The sequence below is a fragment of the Brevibacillus parabrevis genome, assembly GCF_022701015.1.
GTDB lineage: Bacteria > Bacillota > Bacilli > Brevibacillales > Brevibacillaceae > Brevibacillus > Brevibacillus parabrevis.
This window is the reverse complement of sequence record NZ_CP064090.1, coordinates 1,028,331-1,044,402: the sequence shown is the minus strand read 5'-3', so window position 1 is coordinate 1,044,402 and position 16,072 is coordinate 1,028,331. Positions and strand designations below refer to the sequence as shown.

The window sequence follows — 16,072 nt, the reverse complement described above, 5'->3', positions numbered from 1 at the left end:
ACTCACCTCTCACGTTTTGTTAGCGGGGCGCAGCAAGGAAGTCTACGACCTCGTACAGCCGTATAGCCTCGCTTTTGCCCTTCATCTGTTTTTCACCCACATCGCGATAGTGGAAAAAATCTTTCGTTCGCCTGTACGTCTCCTCCGACACGAGAATCTGGTTGGCGGAAGCATTGGACTCGATGCGCGCGGCTGTGTTCACCGCATCTCCAATGGCTGTGTAGTCCACCCGCAAGTAAGAGCCGATGTTTCCGACTACCACATTACCCGTGTTGATGCCGATGCCGACGCTGACCTCGACGCCGTATTTTTGCAAAATATGTGCCTGCACACTTTTCATCCCATTCTGAATCTCGTGAGCAGTTTTCACAGCGCAATACTCATGATCGGCGACATCCAAAGGGGCATTGAACAACACCATTGCCGCATCCCCGATGAACTTGTCGATCGTGCCCTTGTTCGCCAGCACCTGATTGGTAATCATGTCAAACATCATATTGAGAAAATCGACGATCTCCTCCGGCTTCAGCTTTTCAGACAACGGGGTAAATCCGCGTATATCCAAAAACAAAATCGTCAGTTCCTTGTTGACGCCGCCAAGGGGCAGCTCCGCGTCGCTTTTGGCGATCTCTTTCACCAGCTCTGGCGACAGATAACGCCCGAATTGCTTGGTAATAAACTGCTTTTGCTTCATTTCGAAAAAAGTTTTCACCGCGAGATTCACCACGTACACAAGCCACAGCGCCACGAGCGGGTAAATCACGTCGAAGTGGTGCAAAGTCGAGGAATAGAGCAGCCACTGACCGCCTAGCAGCGCCACCGTACCGAGAAAATGCAGCGCGATGCTCGTTACTGTTTTCGTCCGCCACGTTACCCAGACCGAGCAGACCATGATGACGAGCATCAGCAACAGCACGTACCACTGATCGGTTATCGTGATTTTTTCGTGACGCAGCAGTTGATCGATAATGTTGGCGTGCGCGTATACGAGGTACATATGGTTGTCGACAGGAGTAGGATGGGCGTCCGTTCCTGCTGCCGCAAAGCCGATCAGGACGATCCGATCCTGAAAAGTTTCCGGCGGCACCTCACCGTTTACTACCATGTAAAACGGGATGCTCATGAAATCTTTTGTCGTGCTGTTGTACTTGATCGGGATTTCCGCCTGGGGATTGTCGGTTAAAAAGTTTTGGACGTTGGCCCCGGCCATCTCCGCCATTTTGTACGCCATCGACGGGATCGGCCCTTCCGGCGTATCCAGCATCAGCCACGTGCGCCGAATAGCTCCGTCCTCGTCAAGCAACGCGTTGATATGCGCGGTTTGGGAAGCGGCGGCAATCTCGGGTATCGGCTTGTACAGAGCCTGCCCCTTCACCAGCTCGTCCTTTTTCACCTTGGTTTCTTTGCGGAAAAAGTTCTCCATCTCGGCATAGGAAGGAATAATGACATTGTTATGCTTGGCAAGCTCGGCAGCAAAAGCCTGGTCGACAGCAGGATCTTCGCTCTTCGTCGTGAACGTGATGTCAAAGCCGATCGCCTTGGCGCCTGCGATCTGCTCCAGCAGCGGTATGTAAATATCGCGCGGCCAGGGAAACGTGCCGATCAAATCAAGCGACTCCTGATCGATCTCGATCACGATAATATCTTCGTTCGGCTGGTGGGTCATCGTCGTCTGCTGATTGTAGTCGTACAAGGCCCGGCCCAGCACCTGCAATGACCCGGTAAACAGCAAAGCCAGACAAAGCAGGAACGTCAGGACGTTGCCCGCAAGCAAGTAATTCCGGATTTTTTTATTCATCGCTCTTTCGTCTCCTTACTCCATCGTCGCTGCACTCAGACTCAGACAGAAATGCTTACCGCTGCTGCGAGAATGATCAGGTGGAAAATTTGGTCGACCATAATCATCAGCCATTTGCTCTTCTCGTCTGTCACACCCATTACGCGACGATACCAAAAACCGACGAACCCTCTGCGGTCCAAAATGACGTGGGACACAAAAATCAGGCCAATCGCCCACCAGGAAAGTCCTCCCGGCAAAAACAAAAACGCTACAATGCCCACGACCAGCGTATACACAAAGCAATGAGCCAAAAGCGGTCTCCACTGCTGCGCCTTGTACTTGGCCATCCACTCTGTTTGCAGCAAATAGTCGCCGATCAAATGGGCGAGAAACAATACGTCAAACTGGCTAAATGCACTCACTTTCCCTTCGTCTCCTTTATCAGCAACCGGGGGCGGCTTCCTGTGCCATGCTCATGTTCAGCGTACATCTGCCCCTTCGCTTGCCGCTTCTGCGGTCATCCGGCGAAGTCTTGCCGCCAGTGCCGCGATGATCGTTGTAATGACCGTCTCGTCTTCCAGGCAAAAATCGTAAAACAGCTCATCACTGATTTTCACCAGTCTCGCATCCTCCAGCGCTGTTACGGTTGCCGAGCGCGGGGAACGCTCCAACAAAGCCATCTCGCCGAAAACATCTCCCTGGTGCAGCTCGGCAATCGCTCGTCCTTCGCGCTCCACACGAACGCTGCCCGCGATAATGCCGTACATGGCATCCCCCGTCTCACCGTAATGCACGATCGTTTCACCTGCGCGATACCTCACTTCTGCGGTTCCTTCGGCCAAAGCTGCCAATTGGCTATGGGACAAGGAGGCAAACATATCTACCTTGAACAAAACCATGAGCTTTTCTGTCAATGATGGGGTAGCTCTCTCCGCTTCATCCGGAATCGTCCGGCTGGCTTGATCGGGTAATTCGGGAACATCCCTGCTCTGCAAATTCCGCCCCCCGCCCGTCTCATTCATCGCCCTGATGCGCCTGCTCAGCACACTCGCTACGCGCAGGGCAAACTCCATGTTGCCGTGCAGCAAATCCGCAAATTCTTCCTCGTCAATCATGCCAATGGTGACCGGAGAAGTGGCGATTACACTAGCAGAGCGTTCCTCCCTGTCAAACAGGGACATCTCGCCAAAAAGTTCGCCTTCCTGCAAATGCTGCAGGACGCGGTGATCTTTGACGACATCGACCTCGCCCCGAAGCAGCAAGTACATCGCCTGCCCCATTTCTCCCTGGCGAATGATCGCCGTGCCGTTTTCCACATCGCGATGAGACATGCGCGCAGCCAGCTTTGCCAATATGCCGCCTGGCAAATCGGAGAATGAGCCTGTTCGTTTGAGGAAGCCCACGATGGTCAGCCGTTTGTGCTCCTCCTCGGTCAAGTCTCTTTCGCTCTGCCAGACGAAGGATCGATCCGCATGGGACAAATAAGTCAGGCAAGTCTGCAACCAGGCATCTCCTTTTGCAAAAAGAGACTGCCATACATGCGCATCTGCCTTTTTGGCCATCGACTGCTTGTCGTACTTCGCGAGAACAACAGGCAATATTAGCGCACGCAGTTGATTGGACAGCCATTGATCCAAAGCTTCCAGTGCATTTGCCTTTTGCCGCTCGTCGCCGCTCTCCAGATTGAACCGGATCATTTCCATCGATCTTCTCTCGTAAAGCAGCGCCAGCAAGGCAAACATATTTTTCATGCTCACTTCTATTTCGTATTGCAAAGCATCCATAACCAATGCCGTGTCTGGATGCGGACTCAGCTCCTGCAAGGCGCGCAGTCCATTGTGGACATGCCGCACTTCCAATTCAAGCAACCCCGCAAGCCGCTGACTGTCCTGCGGCTCCCCCGTCTTCAGCTTGACCAGCACATCTGCGATCTCGCTTCGAATGCTCGTCGGTGCCTTTTCATACGCTTGCAGTAAAAATGGATACGTCTTTGCATCAGCCTGCTGTCCTACGATTCGGGCAGTGAAATGGGAGATTGTCTCGTCGGCTTCCGGTCGATCCCATTCGGCTTGAAGATGCATAAGCAACGTCTCCACCGGAAACCCGGACAAAGCGGCGAGCGCCTCTTTTTTCAATCCAGAGTTCGCAAGCTGCTTGAAAAGATCCGGGAGCAAGCGCTCATCGGCCAGTTTTCCCGCCGTTGCCAGTGCAAGGCGCCGCACAGACGGGCTGACATCGTGCAGCAAGCTCTGGAGCGAAGCGTACAGCTGTTCATCCGGGCCAAAATACTTGAGCAGTCCATAAATGGCGGAAAACTGAATCTCTATGTCAGGGTCGTGCAAACAATCCAGCAACACTCTTTTTTCACTTTGATCGGCATATGCCGCAAATGTTTGAATAGCTTGCGCGCGTAGCTTACGATTCTCCGCGTAGAGCAAAGGGAACACATACGGTTTCCAGGAAGGTACTCTCTCTTGCTCGATATACTGCAGAACTTCGATTTGCAGCACGGGCGGAGCTTCCCGCAAAAGCGCTTCCAGATGCCGTGTCAGCGAAATACCCGGAAGCCGCGCCAACAGTCGGAATGCATGCAGCCGCTCGATTTCAGACGCCTCTTTGCTGCGATCCTCCATCACCTTGATGAGATACGGCGCCTGTAGTACGGACAAGTCAAGCTCCGCCGCTTCCTGTCTGGTGCGCAAAGTAGCGAGCAGCATGTGCACGTATTCTTTTTTCACGGGAAAAATGGCGATGACAGCGACAGCAAGCATGGGCACCGTGATGAAGCTGAAACTGGTCAAGCTGATGCGGTCTGCCAAAACGATGAGCAAGATGGCTGCCACACCGCTCATCCCGTAGTCGATCACGCCGTTGACCAGTCCTTTTGCCCTGCCCCGCAAATGAGCCGGAATCGGAAAGTACATCAGCTCGCTGACCGATTGGTGAATCGTCTCGGCAAAAGCCCTGTAGCTGCCTTTCATGACAACGGCGACGGCGAGAACAGGCGCAAACCAGAAGGCAACTGAGCTTGTCAGCATGCAAAGCGGCATGACAAGAAAAGACGGGACAATTCCATAACGGGTAAGCAGACGAGTCGAGATAAAAATCTGAAAGATGAAAGAGATGATGCCAGCTACACTGTAAAATTGGCCGAGAAACCGGGCCAGCTCTTCTTCTGTCAAGCTTTGCGCCAGCGTCATTTTAAACTGGTAATCGCTAAGGGTAATGGCGACGGATATCGTCCCGATGATGACAGCAATGTATTTGAGAATGGGGATTTGTTTGAACAAATTTCCTTGAGGGTGGTCTGGTGCTTGATCATTTCCAGGAGGGCTATCAGGAGGAGTGAGCTTTTCATGCGTATCATATGCCGCAGAAAGTCGTCTGACAAACCACAAACCGGACAAGACAAGGGCTGCGAAGACGTAAACCAGTTGTTCGGTGCCGATCAGGGGAGCCATGGTACTGGTCACGAAGCCACCGACAATCGCACCGCCGACACCACCGGCTGCCACGGTGCCGATGTGGAGCTTTGCTTGCCTCGCATCAAGTACGGATGCCATAAACGTAAAAAATGCCATCGTAACCAACACACTGTTCGCTTCATACCCCACGAACATCACCGGATAAATCCACGCGGCTCCTGTTTTCAACGCCAGTCCCGTCAAAACACTGAACAGACCGACATACAAAATCGATTGATTCAGCAAGCGATGCGCCGGCATTCGTTCGGAAAGCTTCTGGAAAAGGATACCCGCGATCACAACCGCTATCGTAATATACAAATACATGTAGCTAAGCTGCCTCGTGTCGTAGTGACTCAAAAACAGCGTGTCTGCCGTAGTTGTCCCGATGACAGTCGCCATCATGATGAGCGTGTAAAAAAGCGTCAGCAGCAAAACTTGCCGGAAAAGCGGCCCTTCGATCTTCGTTTGTCCATGCGTGAACAAACGACTCACAACGTCTTTGATCAATGCAGTAACCTCACTTCATGGGATGCGACATGTTGGATGGGAAAACAGGCGGGATAGCTGGATGGGAAAATCGTGGTAATCGAATATTCTGCGCCTTTCCTCCTAATTCCTTTTTATCTGCGTCAAAATTTGCAAAAAGAACGACAGATGGTCAGCGCTTCTGTGATCAGACCAATTTACCATGCGTACAAAATACGGTATTCTTAACCAATGACATAACCAAGGAGGCGCATTGGAGCAAATGAACTACTCCTTTTCCGTCTGTTCTTCTGAATTGGATTACGATGCCTATTTGGCATTTTTGTTGGAAAATTACGCGCATATTCGCCTGCCTTACCCTTTCCCCGTTACGCTGAGCTTCCTTGCCAGCCCTCTGCTCATGGGGGAAGCTGCTTTTCTCATTTGCAACGAGGACAATCAGGTGATCGGGGCATTTTCGTACATTCGCGGAACAGGTGAACGCCAGTACGAAGATCGGCATATTGTCCAAATCCAAGTTGCCTGCATCGCAGAAGAGCACCGCTGCACTCGTTTGTTTCTGTACGCCTTACAGTATTTCACGCAGTATCTTGCCCATGGCGAGGAACAGGTACAGGAGTTCCGATTTTTTGCCCCTTCCGACGACTCTTTGCGCAGGCTGTTCAGCAAAATATCCTCGCTCACTGCCAGCCTGGAAACGGACTCTGGTCCGCTCGATGAGTATCGGGCTTCTTTTTCCGAGTGGCAAAGCTATGCTTCCCAATTCCGTCAAACGGCGCTTTTCAACTCATAGAAGGAGACGTTACCATGCTGGCTGTTCTCAAAAACTTACTGGGCTACATACGTCCCCACAAGTTGTTGGCCACTTTGTTTTTCCTCACGCTCGCTCTTGACCTCGCTTTCATATCTTTTGCTCCCCTCAGTTTCAAAATCATTATCGACAAAGCGATTGAGCCAAAAGATATGAGCTTTTTCAGCTTGATCATGCTCGTGCTCGGCATCACGGGTGTCATCTGCCTTGCCGCAGGAGTAGTCAGTGACTACGCCCTCGCCAAACTGAATGCCCGTGTGCAAAATGATTTGCGAAAAAAGCTGTTCGCTCACATGCAGCATCTGCCGATCGGCTTCTATCAAAAGTCCCGCTCCGGTGATTTGGTTTCGCATTTTTCCGTGGATCTCCCCGCCATCGAAGGAGCTATAGGCGTCCTGTTCACGACAGGGTTGCAGTCTCTCGCGGTTGTCATCATCAGCACGATTGTCCTGTTTTATCTCGAATGGACGCTTGCCTTGTGCATTTTGGCAGGAGCAATCGTGATTTTTCTCGGACCGTATTTGCTTGGCAAGCGCGCCCAAGCGATCAACTCCGCTTACAAAGAGCTTCTGGCCGCACTGACCAGCGACGTGCAGGAAAACATGGAGGCGCAAAAAGTCATCAAAGGCTTCAACCTACAACAAGCCATGATCGCCAAGTTCAACACGAGGCTCCAGTCGCTATTGCTCAGCAGCTACCGCAAAAATATGATGAACGCGCAATTGGAACGGCTCCCGATGGTCAGTCTGTTGCTGATCAACTTCACGATTATTGGCTTCGGCTCCTATCTCGCCCTCAAAGGCCATATTACAATCGGTTCGCTCGTCGCTTTCTTCACCATGTATACATCGATGGGCAACGCTGTGTTTAACCTGACTTTTACACTCCCGATCATTACGGATGCGCAAGTCAGCATGGAGCGCATCCAAAAAGTGTTTTCGGAGCAGCGCGAAGCTTTCGACAACCCGCACGCTCCGCCGCTCCCAAGTCTTGTGCCGGACGTGACTGTAGATGGTGTTACGTTTGGCTACCAGTCCGACCATCCGGTGATCCGCGATGTGACCCTGCACATCCCCGCAGGGACGAAAGCTGCCTTTGTCGGTGCCAGCGGTTCAGGGAAAAGCACGATGCTCCAGCTTTTGCTCGGCTTTTACGAGCCTGATTCCGGAGCGATCCGGCTAAACGGCCAAAACTTGCAATCGTTAAACCGCGGCTCATACCGTGAACAGCTCGGCATTGTTTTGCAGGATCATTTTTTGTTTCACGGGTCGCTGCTTGAAAATATTCGGCTCGGCAAACCGGATGCAACGCAGCAGGAAATCGTCGAAGCCGCCAAACAGGCGGAAATTCATGATTTCATCATGACGCTGCCCGATCAGTACGACACGATGGTGTTGGACGAAGGCAGCAATTTTTCAGGCGGTCAACGGCAACGCTTGGCGATTGCCCGCGCGATTTTGCGCAATCCGCGACTGCTTTTGCTCGATGAAGCGACTTCTGCCCTCGATCCGATAGCGGAAGCGGCGATTAACCGGACATTTGAACGGCTGGCCCGCGATCGGACAGTCATTACCGTCACACACCGCCTCGCTTCCATCACGGGAGTCGATCAAATTTTTGTGTTTGAACAAGGCAGGCTCGTCGACGCTGGCAGCCACATGCAGCTTCTGGCAAAAGACGGGTACTACAAAGAGCTGTGGGACAAGCAAAGCGGCTTGTCCATCTCGGATAGCGGCCAGGAAGCAACCATCGATCCGGCGCGCTTGTCCATGCTCCCGTTTTTCCGCGGTGTCGGTTCCGACGTACTGGCTGATATTTCCCATCTGTTCAATACAGAGACGTTCGCAGCCGGACAGCCGATCATCACGGAAGGCGAGACAGGTGAAAAGTTCTACCTGATCGCCCGGGGGCGTGTCGAAGTCAGCAAACAGTCTGGCGAGGCCAAGTCAGGCCGCATCCGGCTTGCCGTTCTGGAAGATGGCGACCATTTTGGCGAAATCGCTCTCCTGGAGGATGTTCCCCGGACAGCAACCGTGACGGCCCTTGCGCCTTGCGTATGTTTGACGCTGCAACGCAAAGTATTGCTCTACATCCTGACCAAACATCCTGAGATTGATGCCCATGTCAGACAAATCATACTGGAACGAAAAAAATAGCAGGAGGGGAACGGGATGCTCGTCCAATTTAGAAGCTGTAACAGCGATCTTGACTACGCCAGGTTTACGCTCTTTTTTCTGCAAAACCGTCATGCATTCAGCCCGTCCTTTTCGCTCGCCGACTCTCTCATTCATCTCCTTGGTTTTCTTTCCGACTCGCAAGTCATTTTGATCGAGGAGGGGTCGACCAAAGTGATTGGCTGGGGGCATTATCAATTCATGAATGCGGAGCGGGAAGCAGCTCCAGACGGGGAGACTGCTTTCATCCACTCTGTCTTCGTCTCCCTGGACTATCGAAGCAGCAGAGTGTTTTTGCGGGGGTTTCGCTATCTCGCAGAGCAGATTCAAGCCGTCAATCATCAAGCGCGATATGTTGAGTTTTGTGCGCGTTGTGAAGATGACTACCTGAATCGGCTTTATTCCAAATTCGCGCAGGTTGTCGGTGAGCAAGAGGGGCATTTTGGTCAGGAAAACATCTACAGAGTGGAGCTATCCCGACTTGTCGCCTATTTGGGCATGACCAAACAGCCAATTGACGGTAAAGAAACTTAAATGCTATCCTATAGAAGATATTCCCATACCATAGGAAAGGAGGACTACGTGATGGTTATGGTCCCAACTTTTAAAAGTAAAGGTGGCAAAAAGCCTTTCTCTGCCTCTGTTCAAAACTTCTCTACTCTTCTGATGAAAAATGAGCAGTTGCGCGTTGCTGCTTCTTCCGCGAAGTAACGCCAAAAAGCTGAACAAGCTATGTTTGTCGTAGCTGTTCTGACTTTCCTAAACCGTTCCAATTGAAAAAAGTGGTTGGCAACGGGAAACCTTGCTCAATCACTTTTTTCGTTTGCCCTCGTAAACACAAACAATTTCCCATCCGCATTCAATACTTGCGTCCCTTGTGTCCACTCGACCAAATGCTCCGCCCAATGCACATGCCCGCAGCAAACCAGCGTAGGAGCGTGCTGTTGCAGCTTCGTTCTGATTTCCGCCACTCCCGGAAGCCCCAGAGCAGGCTCGTCTGGCCCCTGGTGCAACAGCAACACATCCGGCTCCTTTCGCAGCAGCGCCGCAAGCGATTGCAAAAATGACGGCAAATCCCGGCGATTCGCTTTGTCCGAACGGCCAATAATTCCTCCCAAACCCGCGATGCGAAGCTGATTCGCCAGTACGATTTCCGGTTCAGAAATGAGCGTGACCCGCTCCATATTGCGCAGCTTCCCGATAGAATCAGCTTCAAACAAATCGTGATTGCCCGCCACACCGACTACATGCCCGAACTCTTGGCGAAAAGCAGTCCACACGGAGAGTGGATCGCCGCTGCTTCCCCTTTTTAGCGGATCGGCGTACAAATCGCCGCACAGCAATACTAGCGTGCGCTCCGAACGTACCGACGGCTTCTCGACTTGCAGCAACAGCGAAACAAAGGCTGGCAGCACTTCTCCCAGCAACACTTGCTCATGCTCGTCAGATTCCGTCACCCCCTGCAAATCAGATGTCACGATAACGGCATCGCACCAATCTGGCATCTCAGCCATTTCCCCCAAATAAATCGGCAGCCAGCTTTGGATGACTCCTTTGTCGCCCGCTCCCGCTGTCAGGTAGGGGAATTGCTCGATCGGTTCCTGCGCCATTTTTGTAATTCGCATGCCCCTGCTCCTTCCCGAAGGCTGATCACGACCGCAGCTGTTCTCTTGCTTCCATCAGCGCAAAACCGAGCAAATTTTCACCGCGCCAATGCTCAGGACGCTCTGCATGTGGATGATCCGCCCCCAGACCAATTCCCCAAATTCGATCGTACGGACTTGCTTCAACCAGAACCCGGTCTTGCGTATTCAACAAAAACTGTTTCAAATCGGGATGTTGCGCGAATTTGAGCAGGTTCGCCTGGCGGACGATCTCGCTTTTGTGCGCATCCCAAATTTTTTCATCAAAGGAGCGAACCTTTCGTCCCAATGTTTTCGCTTGCTTCGGATGCTGTGCGCGGAGAATTTCCTCACGTACTGCATGATCGCCAAACAGCTCCGCCTTTTTTGCCATCATGTAGTGCTCTGCCGTCAAGTAGCGGACGCCATCCTCCTCGAAAGCAGCCGGATACCACTGGCTGAAGCACGCTTTATCGACAACGCCCTGCTGCTTTGGTGTGTGGCCCCAGAACAGCAAGTATTTAAATCTTGTTTTTTTCGCTTCCTGAATCAAAGTCTGAACATCCGCTATACGCACCATTGCGTGCTCACCCCTTTTGGTCAAAATAATTACAAGCAATCCCACGTATAAAAAACTTGGGAAAAATCCAAGCGAAGCAAATCTTGCTTGCGAATGAAAAAGTTCGCTACCCCGCTGTCGCCCCAAGAGACGTAGTAACTCTTGTGATCGCCTTCCATATCCAGCTGAAAGAGCAGCTCCATTTCTTCTTCTCTGACATCGTCCTGCGAAAAGTAAGGGTAGCCTCCGATCCGCGACCCGCTTGCATCTGTCAAATCCCAGTATTTCGAATAGGCCACTTCATCCTGATCGGTAGGGAGCTGGTACTGATCTGCCCTGTGATTTTTGTAAGGAATCAGCTGTTTTTCCAGCTTGCCCGTCAGCTTGTACGGGCCGCCCAAAACGGGACTGTACAAGTCGGGGTCTTCGGGCTGATATGGATCGATCTGCTCCGAGTCGATCACGTCAGGAAAATGCCAGACGTGAAAAGCCTGGTCGAGCAAGCCGAAAGTATCGTCCTGTTTTACAAAAAAGCTGGTAAGTCCACTCGTCGGATACCCTTCCAGCGGTGGCATCTGTGCCCAATTGATTTGCGCGATGAACAAATAATCTCTTCCCTCTTCGTCCTGCGGGATCGCGAGCTGCGGAGGCAGCCACGGCGTTCCTCCCACTTTGCTGTCGGTTATCGTCGCAGGCTCTTTGGAGAGCGTTAACTTGACAGATGGCTTCGCTGTTTGCTCGATATATTGCATAAATTCTGGCGTCCATTGCTTGTTGGCATCAAGAAATTGCATCGACACTCACCTCATCACTTCTGATGAAATCGCTGAAATCATCCTATTATTGGAAATGCATACGTGTATTTTAGCGAATCATAGTGCCTCCCGCAAACAAGAATGAAAAAACCAGCTCCCCCACGGAAGCTGGCCTGGCAATCTCTATACTTTTTTCACAAACTCGGATTTCAGCTTCATCGCGCCGAAGCCGTCGATTTTGCAGTCAATATCGTGGTCGCCGTCAACGAGGCGAATGTTTTTTACTTTCGTCCCGATTTTCACTACCAGGGAAGTGCCTTTTACCTTCAAATCTTTGATGACTGTTACGGTATCGCCGTCTTGCAAGACGTTTCCGTTTGCATCCTTGATGACTTTTTCTCCGCTATCCTCGGCATCCCCTTGCAGTGACCACTCGTGGCTGCACTCCGGGCAGATGAGCATGCTTCCGTCTTCGTACGTGTACTCGGAATTACATTTTGGGCAATTTGGCAATTTACTCATGCATTTCATACCTCCATCCAATTACGGCTCATTTTAACATAGGATGAGCTTTCCTGCATGGTGGAGGCATAATTGCTCCCTGACCCATTAGCCATGAATGGCGTGCCCGAGCGCACCGCGTACGGCTTCTGTCAAAATCTCTGATAGTGTCGGATGCGGCGCGATAAAGTTTTCCATCGCGTCGGCGGTCATTTCGGCATGCATCATGAGCGCGGCCTGGCCGATCAGTTCCGTTGCCCGCGCCCCAACCAGCGTAATTCCTACGATCTCGTGATACGTCGGCTCCACCAGCACTTTTACTTTTCCCGCTGTCTCTTGCAAAATCATCGCTTTGCCGTTCGCTGAAAAAGGAAACTCGCCCACGAGCAGCCCAGCGTATTTCTCCCTGGCCTGACGCTCGGTCAATCCGACGGAAGCGACCTCTGGCGACGTATAGATGCAGCGCGGCACCGCGCGCAGGTTAAGCATGGCTTCTTCCCCGCATGCGTTGCGGGCAGCGACTTCGCCTTCATGAAAGGCCACGTGGGCAAGCTGGATGCCACCGCAAGCGTCACCCGCCGCGAAAATATGCGGCTGGCTTGTCTGCATTTGCTCGTTTACCTCTATCCCACGCGCTGTAGCTTTGACTCCTGCCCGCTCAAGCAGCAATCCGTCCAAACGCGGCTTCCTTCCGATCGCAACCAGCACAGCATCGGCCTTTATTTCCGCCGTTCCTTCGGGTGTGCGGATGCGCGCCGTCCGCGTCGTGCGATCGAGCGCCTCGACACTGCTGGAAAGATGAATCTGCACTCCTTGCTGTTTCAGGCTTCGTTCCAGAAACGCCGCAATGTCCGGGTCTTCTCCCGGCAACAGCTGCTCAGCCATCTCCGCTATGACCACCTGGCTCCCCAGCCTGCTGTATACGGAAGCGAACTCGCAGCCGATCACTCCCCCGCCTACGATTACGAGCACAGGCGGAGGTGTCTCCAGCGACAGGAAATGGCTGCTGTGCATAATCCATTCGCCATCGAATGGGGCAAAAGGCAGGGCGATCGGCTCCGCCCCTGTCGTTACGATGAACTTCTCTGCTTCGATTTTGCTCGTGCCGTTGGCTGTCTCCACCAGGAGCGCACGCTCATTTTCAAAGGCTGCGCTGCCACGTATCACTTGTACCTGATTGCGCTTCATCAAATAGTGCACGCCGCCGGTCAGCTTTTGCACGATGCTTTGTTTGTAGGCGTTGATTTTTGCCCAATTGACCTGCACGTGGTCAGCAGCTTTTTCGATGCCAAAGCGCTCGGCATGAAGCACGTGCTGATACGTGTCCGCACACTCCAGCAGCGCTTTTGTCGGCATGCAGCCTTCGTTCAGGCAAGTGCCGCCGAGTTCCTTTTTCTCGATTAACACAACCTGTTTCCCGGAACGCGCCGCTGTGATGGCAGCTACGTAACCCGCAGGGCCTCCGCCGATGATCGCGATATCGTACATGCTCTTCCCTCCTAGATCAGCAGACTGTGCGGCGCTTCCAGATAAGACCGGACTGTCGCCAGGAACGCCGCTGCCGGAGCGCCGTCGAGTACGCGATGATCAAAAGTCAGCGAGAGTGGCAAAAGGCTTCGCCGCTGCAGCTCGTCACCGACGAACACGGGGGTGTCTTTTGCCGCGCCAATGCCCAATATTCCGGTTTCCGGCGGGTTCAACACAGGGGTAAACGTGTCTACGCCGTAGCTGCCGAGATTGGTAATCGTAAAAGTCGAGCCTTTCATTTCTTCCGGTGCGAGCTGATTTTGCTTGGCACGCGCACTCACTGATTTCAGCTGGCGCGACAGCTCCACGAGCGTCATTTTTCCGGCGTGGCGGACGACCGGGACGACCAGACCTTTGTCGAGGGCTACCGCCACACCCAAATGAATGTCGTCATACAGCTCGATCCGGTCGTCCAGAAGCGCGCTGTTCATTTGCTTGTGCTTGGCAAGCGCCAAGACTACTGCTCGGGCAATCCAGTCCGTGACAGACGGCTTGAGCTGATAGCGGCTCTCGATTTCCGGCGAGAGCTTCTCTTTTAGCTGCAAAAGCTCTGTAATATCCGCCTGCATCGTGATGGTCAGCTGGGCGCTCTGCTGGAGGCTCTGATACATTCGCTCGGCAATCACCTTGCGCATGCCAGCGACAGGGATGCGTTCCGGCTGGCTTTCCGCTGCGCGGTCGGTTGTTTCTACTGCGATAGCTACGGGAGCTGCCTGTGCCGGTGCTGCGGTTTCCTGCGCAGCCTTGATCGCGCGCTCTACATCTTCCTTGGTGATTCTTCCTTGCGGCCCTGTCCCGGCAATCGTGGTGAAGTCAAATCCTGCTTCCTCGGCGATTTTGCGAGCTACGGGAGAAATTTTCACGCCATCGCGCGGGCGTTCCAGAACAGCTGTCGCGGCTATGGATGCACCTGCACTCGTACCTGTCGCAGCGCTCTGGCCGTCAGCGGTCGCCAGCGTTGCAGCCGATTCGGCTTTGGCGTGCGCCTCGGCAACGACCGCAGGAGTGGCTGCCAATTCGCCAGGCTGCCCGATCACCCCCAGCACGGTGCCATAAGGAACGACGCCACCCGCGGGAACTTCAATTTTCAGCAGCACGCCATCTGCTGCAGCCTCTACTTCCATTTCAATTTTTTCCGAGCTGATATCGACGATGCCCTCTCCTTTTTTGACCGCCTCGCCCTCCCGTTTTTTCCAGGCGATCACCGTTCCTTCCACCATCGCCATTCCCAGCTTGGGCATGATGATATTTTCTGCCATCCCGCTCTCTCCTCTCCTATTTTGTCTGTCCCTTTTCAGCGCGAAAAGCACCCGGCATTAGCTGCTGCCGACGCCGAGTGCTCCCAGTCGATCAGGAAACGACCGTGATCGATTCGTCTCCGATCATTTCCGACACGACCTGAATGACCTTTTGCGGCGATGGGAGATACAAATCTTCCAGCACCGGAGAAAACGGAACAGGTGTATGCGGCGCAGTAATCCGCTTGATTGGTGCATCCAGCGTATCAAAGCCTTTGTCGGCGACTAACGCGGCGATATCGGTTGCGATGCTGCACCGCGGATTCGCTTCGTCGATCACAATCAGGCGATTCGTTTTGGCGACAGAGGCGAGAATCGTATCCTCATCGAGCGGTGACAGCGTGCGCGGATCGACCACCTCGACCTCGATTCCTTTTTTCGCCAATTGCTCGGCTGCCGCAAGCGCCGTCTGAACTTGCTTGCCAATGGCGACAATCGTCAGGTCGCTGCCCACACGCTTGATATCCGCAACACCGAGCGGAATGGTGTAATATTCTTCCGGAACTTCTCCTGTCGTGTTGTACAACGTCTTGTCCTCGAAGAAAATGACGGGATCGTTGTCCTCGATGGCGGCAAGCAGCAAGCCTTTTGCCTCATAAGGTGTGGACGGCACAACCACCTTGATGCCGGGGATGTGCGTGAACATGGCGTAAAGGCTCTGCGAGTGCTGTGCTGCCGCACGGAAGCCTGCTCCGTGCATCGTGCGGATCGTGATCGGCACCTGTGCCTTGCCGCCAAACATGTAGCGGAATTTCGCCCCCTGGTTCATCACCATGTCGAGACAGCTGCCGATAAAATCGTTGAACATCAGCTCGGCAATCGGCCTCATGCCTGTTGCCGCCGCTGCCATCGCAGCGCCGATGTAGCCAGCTTCGGTAATCGGCGTATCCAGAACGCGCTCGCGGCCAAATTCCTGCACAAGCCCTTTGGTCACGCCAAGTACGCCGCCCCACGCCTCATCGTCCTGCAAATGGTCGACTTGCGCCCCGCCAGCCACATCCTCGCCCAGCAAAATCACGTTTTCATCGGCTCTCATCGCCAGTTTCATCGCTTCATTAACCGCTGCGGAAAAGCTGATTTTTCTCGTCATGT

General features: G+C 53.2%; 14 protein-coding genes. 4 read left to right on the top strand and 10 right to left on the bottom strand.

Going from position 1 to position 16,072, the window contains the following annotated elements; translation table 11 throughout:
- Nucleotides 1-19 precede the first annotated feature (19 nt).
- From IRJ17_RS05185 to IRJ17_RS05175, 3 genes are read right to left on the bottom strand one after another with little or no spacing between them, the layout of a single operon-like run.
- Entirely contained in the window at nt 20-1,798 is a 1,779-nt protein-coding gene (locus IRJ17_RS05185) for a CHASE2 domain-containing protein (RefSeq protein ID WP_217022020.1), read from the bottom strand.
- Nucleotides 1,799-1,839: 41 nt separating this feature from the next.
- The gene (locus tag IRJ17_RS05180; protein WP_173598946.1) at nt 1,840-2,202 is read right to left on the bottom strand and encodes a DUF3307 domain-containing protein; all 363 of its coding nucleotides are present in this window, start codon (nt 2,200-2,202) and stop codon (nt 1,840-1,842) included.
- 57 nt (nt 2,203-2,259) lie between these two features.
- Nucleotides 2,260-5,754, bottom strand: coding sequence for a cyclic nucleotide-binding domain-containing protein (locus IRJ17_RS05175; RefSeq protein WP_242773564.1), 3,495 nt, complete (start codon nt 5,752-5,754; stop codon nt 2,260-2,262).
- Between the two features lie 241 nt (nt 5,755-5,995).
- Here IRJ17_RS05175 and IRJ17_RS05170 point away from each other — a divergent pair, with 241 nt between their 5' ends.
- Genes IRJ17_RS05170 through IRJ17_RS28110 form a run of 4 tightly spaced genes read left to right on the top strand, consistent with a single transcriptional unit; the run spans nt 5,996 to nt 9,429 of the window.
- Nucleotides 5,996-6,526 (top strand): hypothetical protein, encoded by a 531-nt coding sequence (locus IRJ17_RS05170; protein ID WP_122962403.1) that lies wholly within the window; start codon nt 5,996-5,998, stop codon nt 6,524-6,526.
- 14 nt (nt 6,527-6,540) lie between these two features.
- Nucleotides 6,541-8,700 carry an ABC transporter transmembrane domain-containing protein gene (locus IRJ17_RS05165; protein WP_122962328.1) on the top strand — a complete coding sequence of 720 codons (2,160 nt, stop codon included), beginning with the start codon at nt 6,541-6,543 and terminating at the stop codon, nt 8,698-8,700.
- Between the two features lie 15 nt (nt 8,701-8,715).
- The gene (locus IRJ17_RS05160) at nt 8,716-9,252 is read left to right on the top strand and encodes a GNAT family N-acetyltransferase (protein ID WP_122962327.1); all 537 of its coding nucleotides are present in this window, start codon (nt 8,716-8,718) and stop codon (nt 9,250-9,252) included.
- 51 nt (nt 9,253-9,303) lie between these two features.
- Nucleotides 9,304-9,429 (top strand): hypothetical protein, encoded by a 126-nt coding sequence (locus IRJ17_RS28110; RefSeq protein WP_278189506.1) that lies wholly within the window; start codon nt 9,304-9,306, stop codon nt 9,427-9,429.
- A gap of 95 nt (nt 9,430-9,524) precedes the next feature.
- Here IRJ17_RS28110 and IRJ17_RS05155 read toward each other — a convergent pair whose 3' ends face one another.
- The 7 genes from IRJ17_RS05155 to IRJ17_RS05125 all read right to left on the bottom strand — a co-directional run bounded on the left by IRJ17_RS05155 (nt 9,525) and on the right by IRJ17_RS05125 (nt 16,070).
- A complete protein-coding gene (locus IRJ17_RS05155) occupies nt 9,525-10,343 on the bottom strand; it encodes a metallophosphoesterase family protein (protein ID WP_217022017.1) in 819 nt (272 codons plus the stop codon).
- Nucleotides 10,344-10,368: 25 nt separating this feature from the next.
- The gene (locus IRJ17_RS05150; RefSeq protein WP_122962325.1) at nt 10,369-10,920 is read right to left on the bottom strand and encodes a riboflavin biosynthesis intermediates N-glycosidase; all 552 of its coding nucleotides are present in this window, start codon (nt 10,918-10,920) and stop codon (nt 10,369-10,371) included.
- A 29-nt stretch (nt 10,921-10,949) separates the two neighbouring features.
- A complete protein-coding gene (locus IRJ17_RS05145; RefSeq protein WP_122962324.1) occupies nt 10,950-11,693 on the bottom strand; it encodes a YwqG family protein in 744 nt (247 codons plus the stop codon).
- A gap of 144 nt (nt 11,694-11,837) precedes the next feature.
- Complete coding sequence (locus IRJ17_RS05140; protein ID WP_122962323.1) at nt 11,838-12,176, bottom strand: zinc ribbon domain-containing protein YjdM; 339 nt, start codon at nt 12,174-12,176, stop codon at nt 11,838-11,840.
- A gap of 87 nt (nt 12,177-12,263) precedes the next feature.
- Nucleotides 12,264-13,643 (bottom strand): dihydrolipoyl dehydrogenase, encoded by a 1,380-nt coding sequence (lpdA, locus tag IRJ17_RS05135; RefSeq protein WP_122962322.1) that lies wholly within the window; start codon nt 13,641-13,643, stop codon nt 12,264-12,266.
- A gap of 11 nt (nt 13,644-13,654) precedes the next feature.
- Nucleotides 13,655-14,941: a dihydrolipoamide acetyltransferase family protein gene (locus tag IRJ17_RS05130; protein ID WP_242773562.1), complete on the bottom strand. Its 1,287-nt coding sequence runs from the start codon at nt 14,939-14,941 to the stop codon at nt 13,655-13,657.
- A gap of 91 nt (nt 14,942-15,032) precedes the next feature.
- Nucleotides 15,033-16,070: an alpha-ketoacid dehydrogenase subunit beta gene (locus IRJ17_RS05125; protein ID WP_122962320.1), complete on the bottom strand. Its 1,038-nt coding sequence runs from the start codon at nt 16,068-16,070 to the stop codon at nt 15,033-15,035.
- Between the last annotated feature and the right edge of the window lie 2 nt (nt 16,071-16,072).

Bases quoted from the DNA above. Each gene is read 5' to 3' on its own strand.
- IRJ17_RS05165 (WP_122962328.1), top strand. From the start codon at position 6,541: ATGCTGGCTGTTCTCAAAAACTTACTGGGCTACATACGTCCCCACAAG.
- IRJ17_RS05125 (WP_122962320.1), bottom strand. From the start codon at position 16,070: ATGACGAGAAAAATCAGCTTTTCCGCAGCGGTTAATGAAGCGATGAAA.
- IRJ17_RS28110 (WP_278189506.1), top strand. From the start codon at position 9,304: ATGGTTATGGTCCCAACTTTTAAAAGTAAAGGTGGCAAAAAGCCTTTC.
- IRJ17_RS05185 (WP_217022020.1), bottom strand. From the start codon at position 1,798: ATGAATAAAAAAATCCGGAATTACTTGCTTGCGGGCAACGTCCTGACG.
- IRJ17_RS05150 (WP_122962325.1), bottom strand. From the start codon at position 10,920: ATGGTGCGTATAGCGGATGTTCAGACTTTGATTCAGGAAGCGAAAAAA.
- IRJ17_RS05130 (WP_242773562.1), bottom strand. From the start codon at position 14,941: ATGGCAGAAAATATCATCATGCCCAAGCTGGGAATGGCGATGGTGGAA.
- lpdA (WP_122962322.1), bottom strand. From the start codon at position 13,643: ATGTACGATATCGCGATCATCGGCGGAGGCCCTGCGGGTTACGTAGCT.
- IRJ17_RS05155 (WP_217022017.1), bottom strand. From the start codon at position 10,343: ATGCGAATTACAAAAATGGCGCAGGAACCGATCGAGCAATTCCCCTAC.
- IRJ17_RS05145 (WP_122962324.1), bottom strand. From the start codon at position 11,693: ATGCAATTTCTTGATGCCAACAAGCAATGGACGCCAGAATTTATGCAA.
- IRJ17_RS05140 (WP_122962323.1), bottom strand. From the start codon at position 12,176: ATGAGTAAATTGCCAAATTGCCCAAAATGTAATTCCGAGTACACGTAC.
- IRJ17_RS05170 (WP_122962403.1), top strand. From the start codon at position 5,996: ATGAACTACTCCTTTTCCGTCTGTTCTTCTGAATTGGATTACGATGCC.
- IRJ17_RS05160 (WP_122962327.1), top strand. From the start codon at position 8,716: ATGCTCGTCCAATTTAGAAGCTGTAACAGCGATCTTGACTACGCCAGG.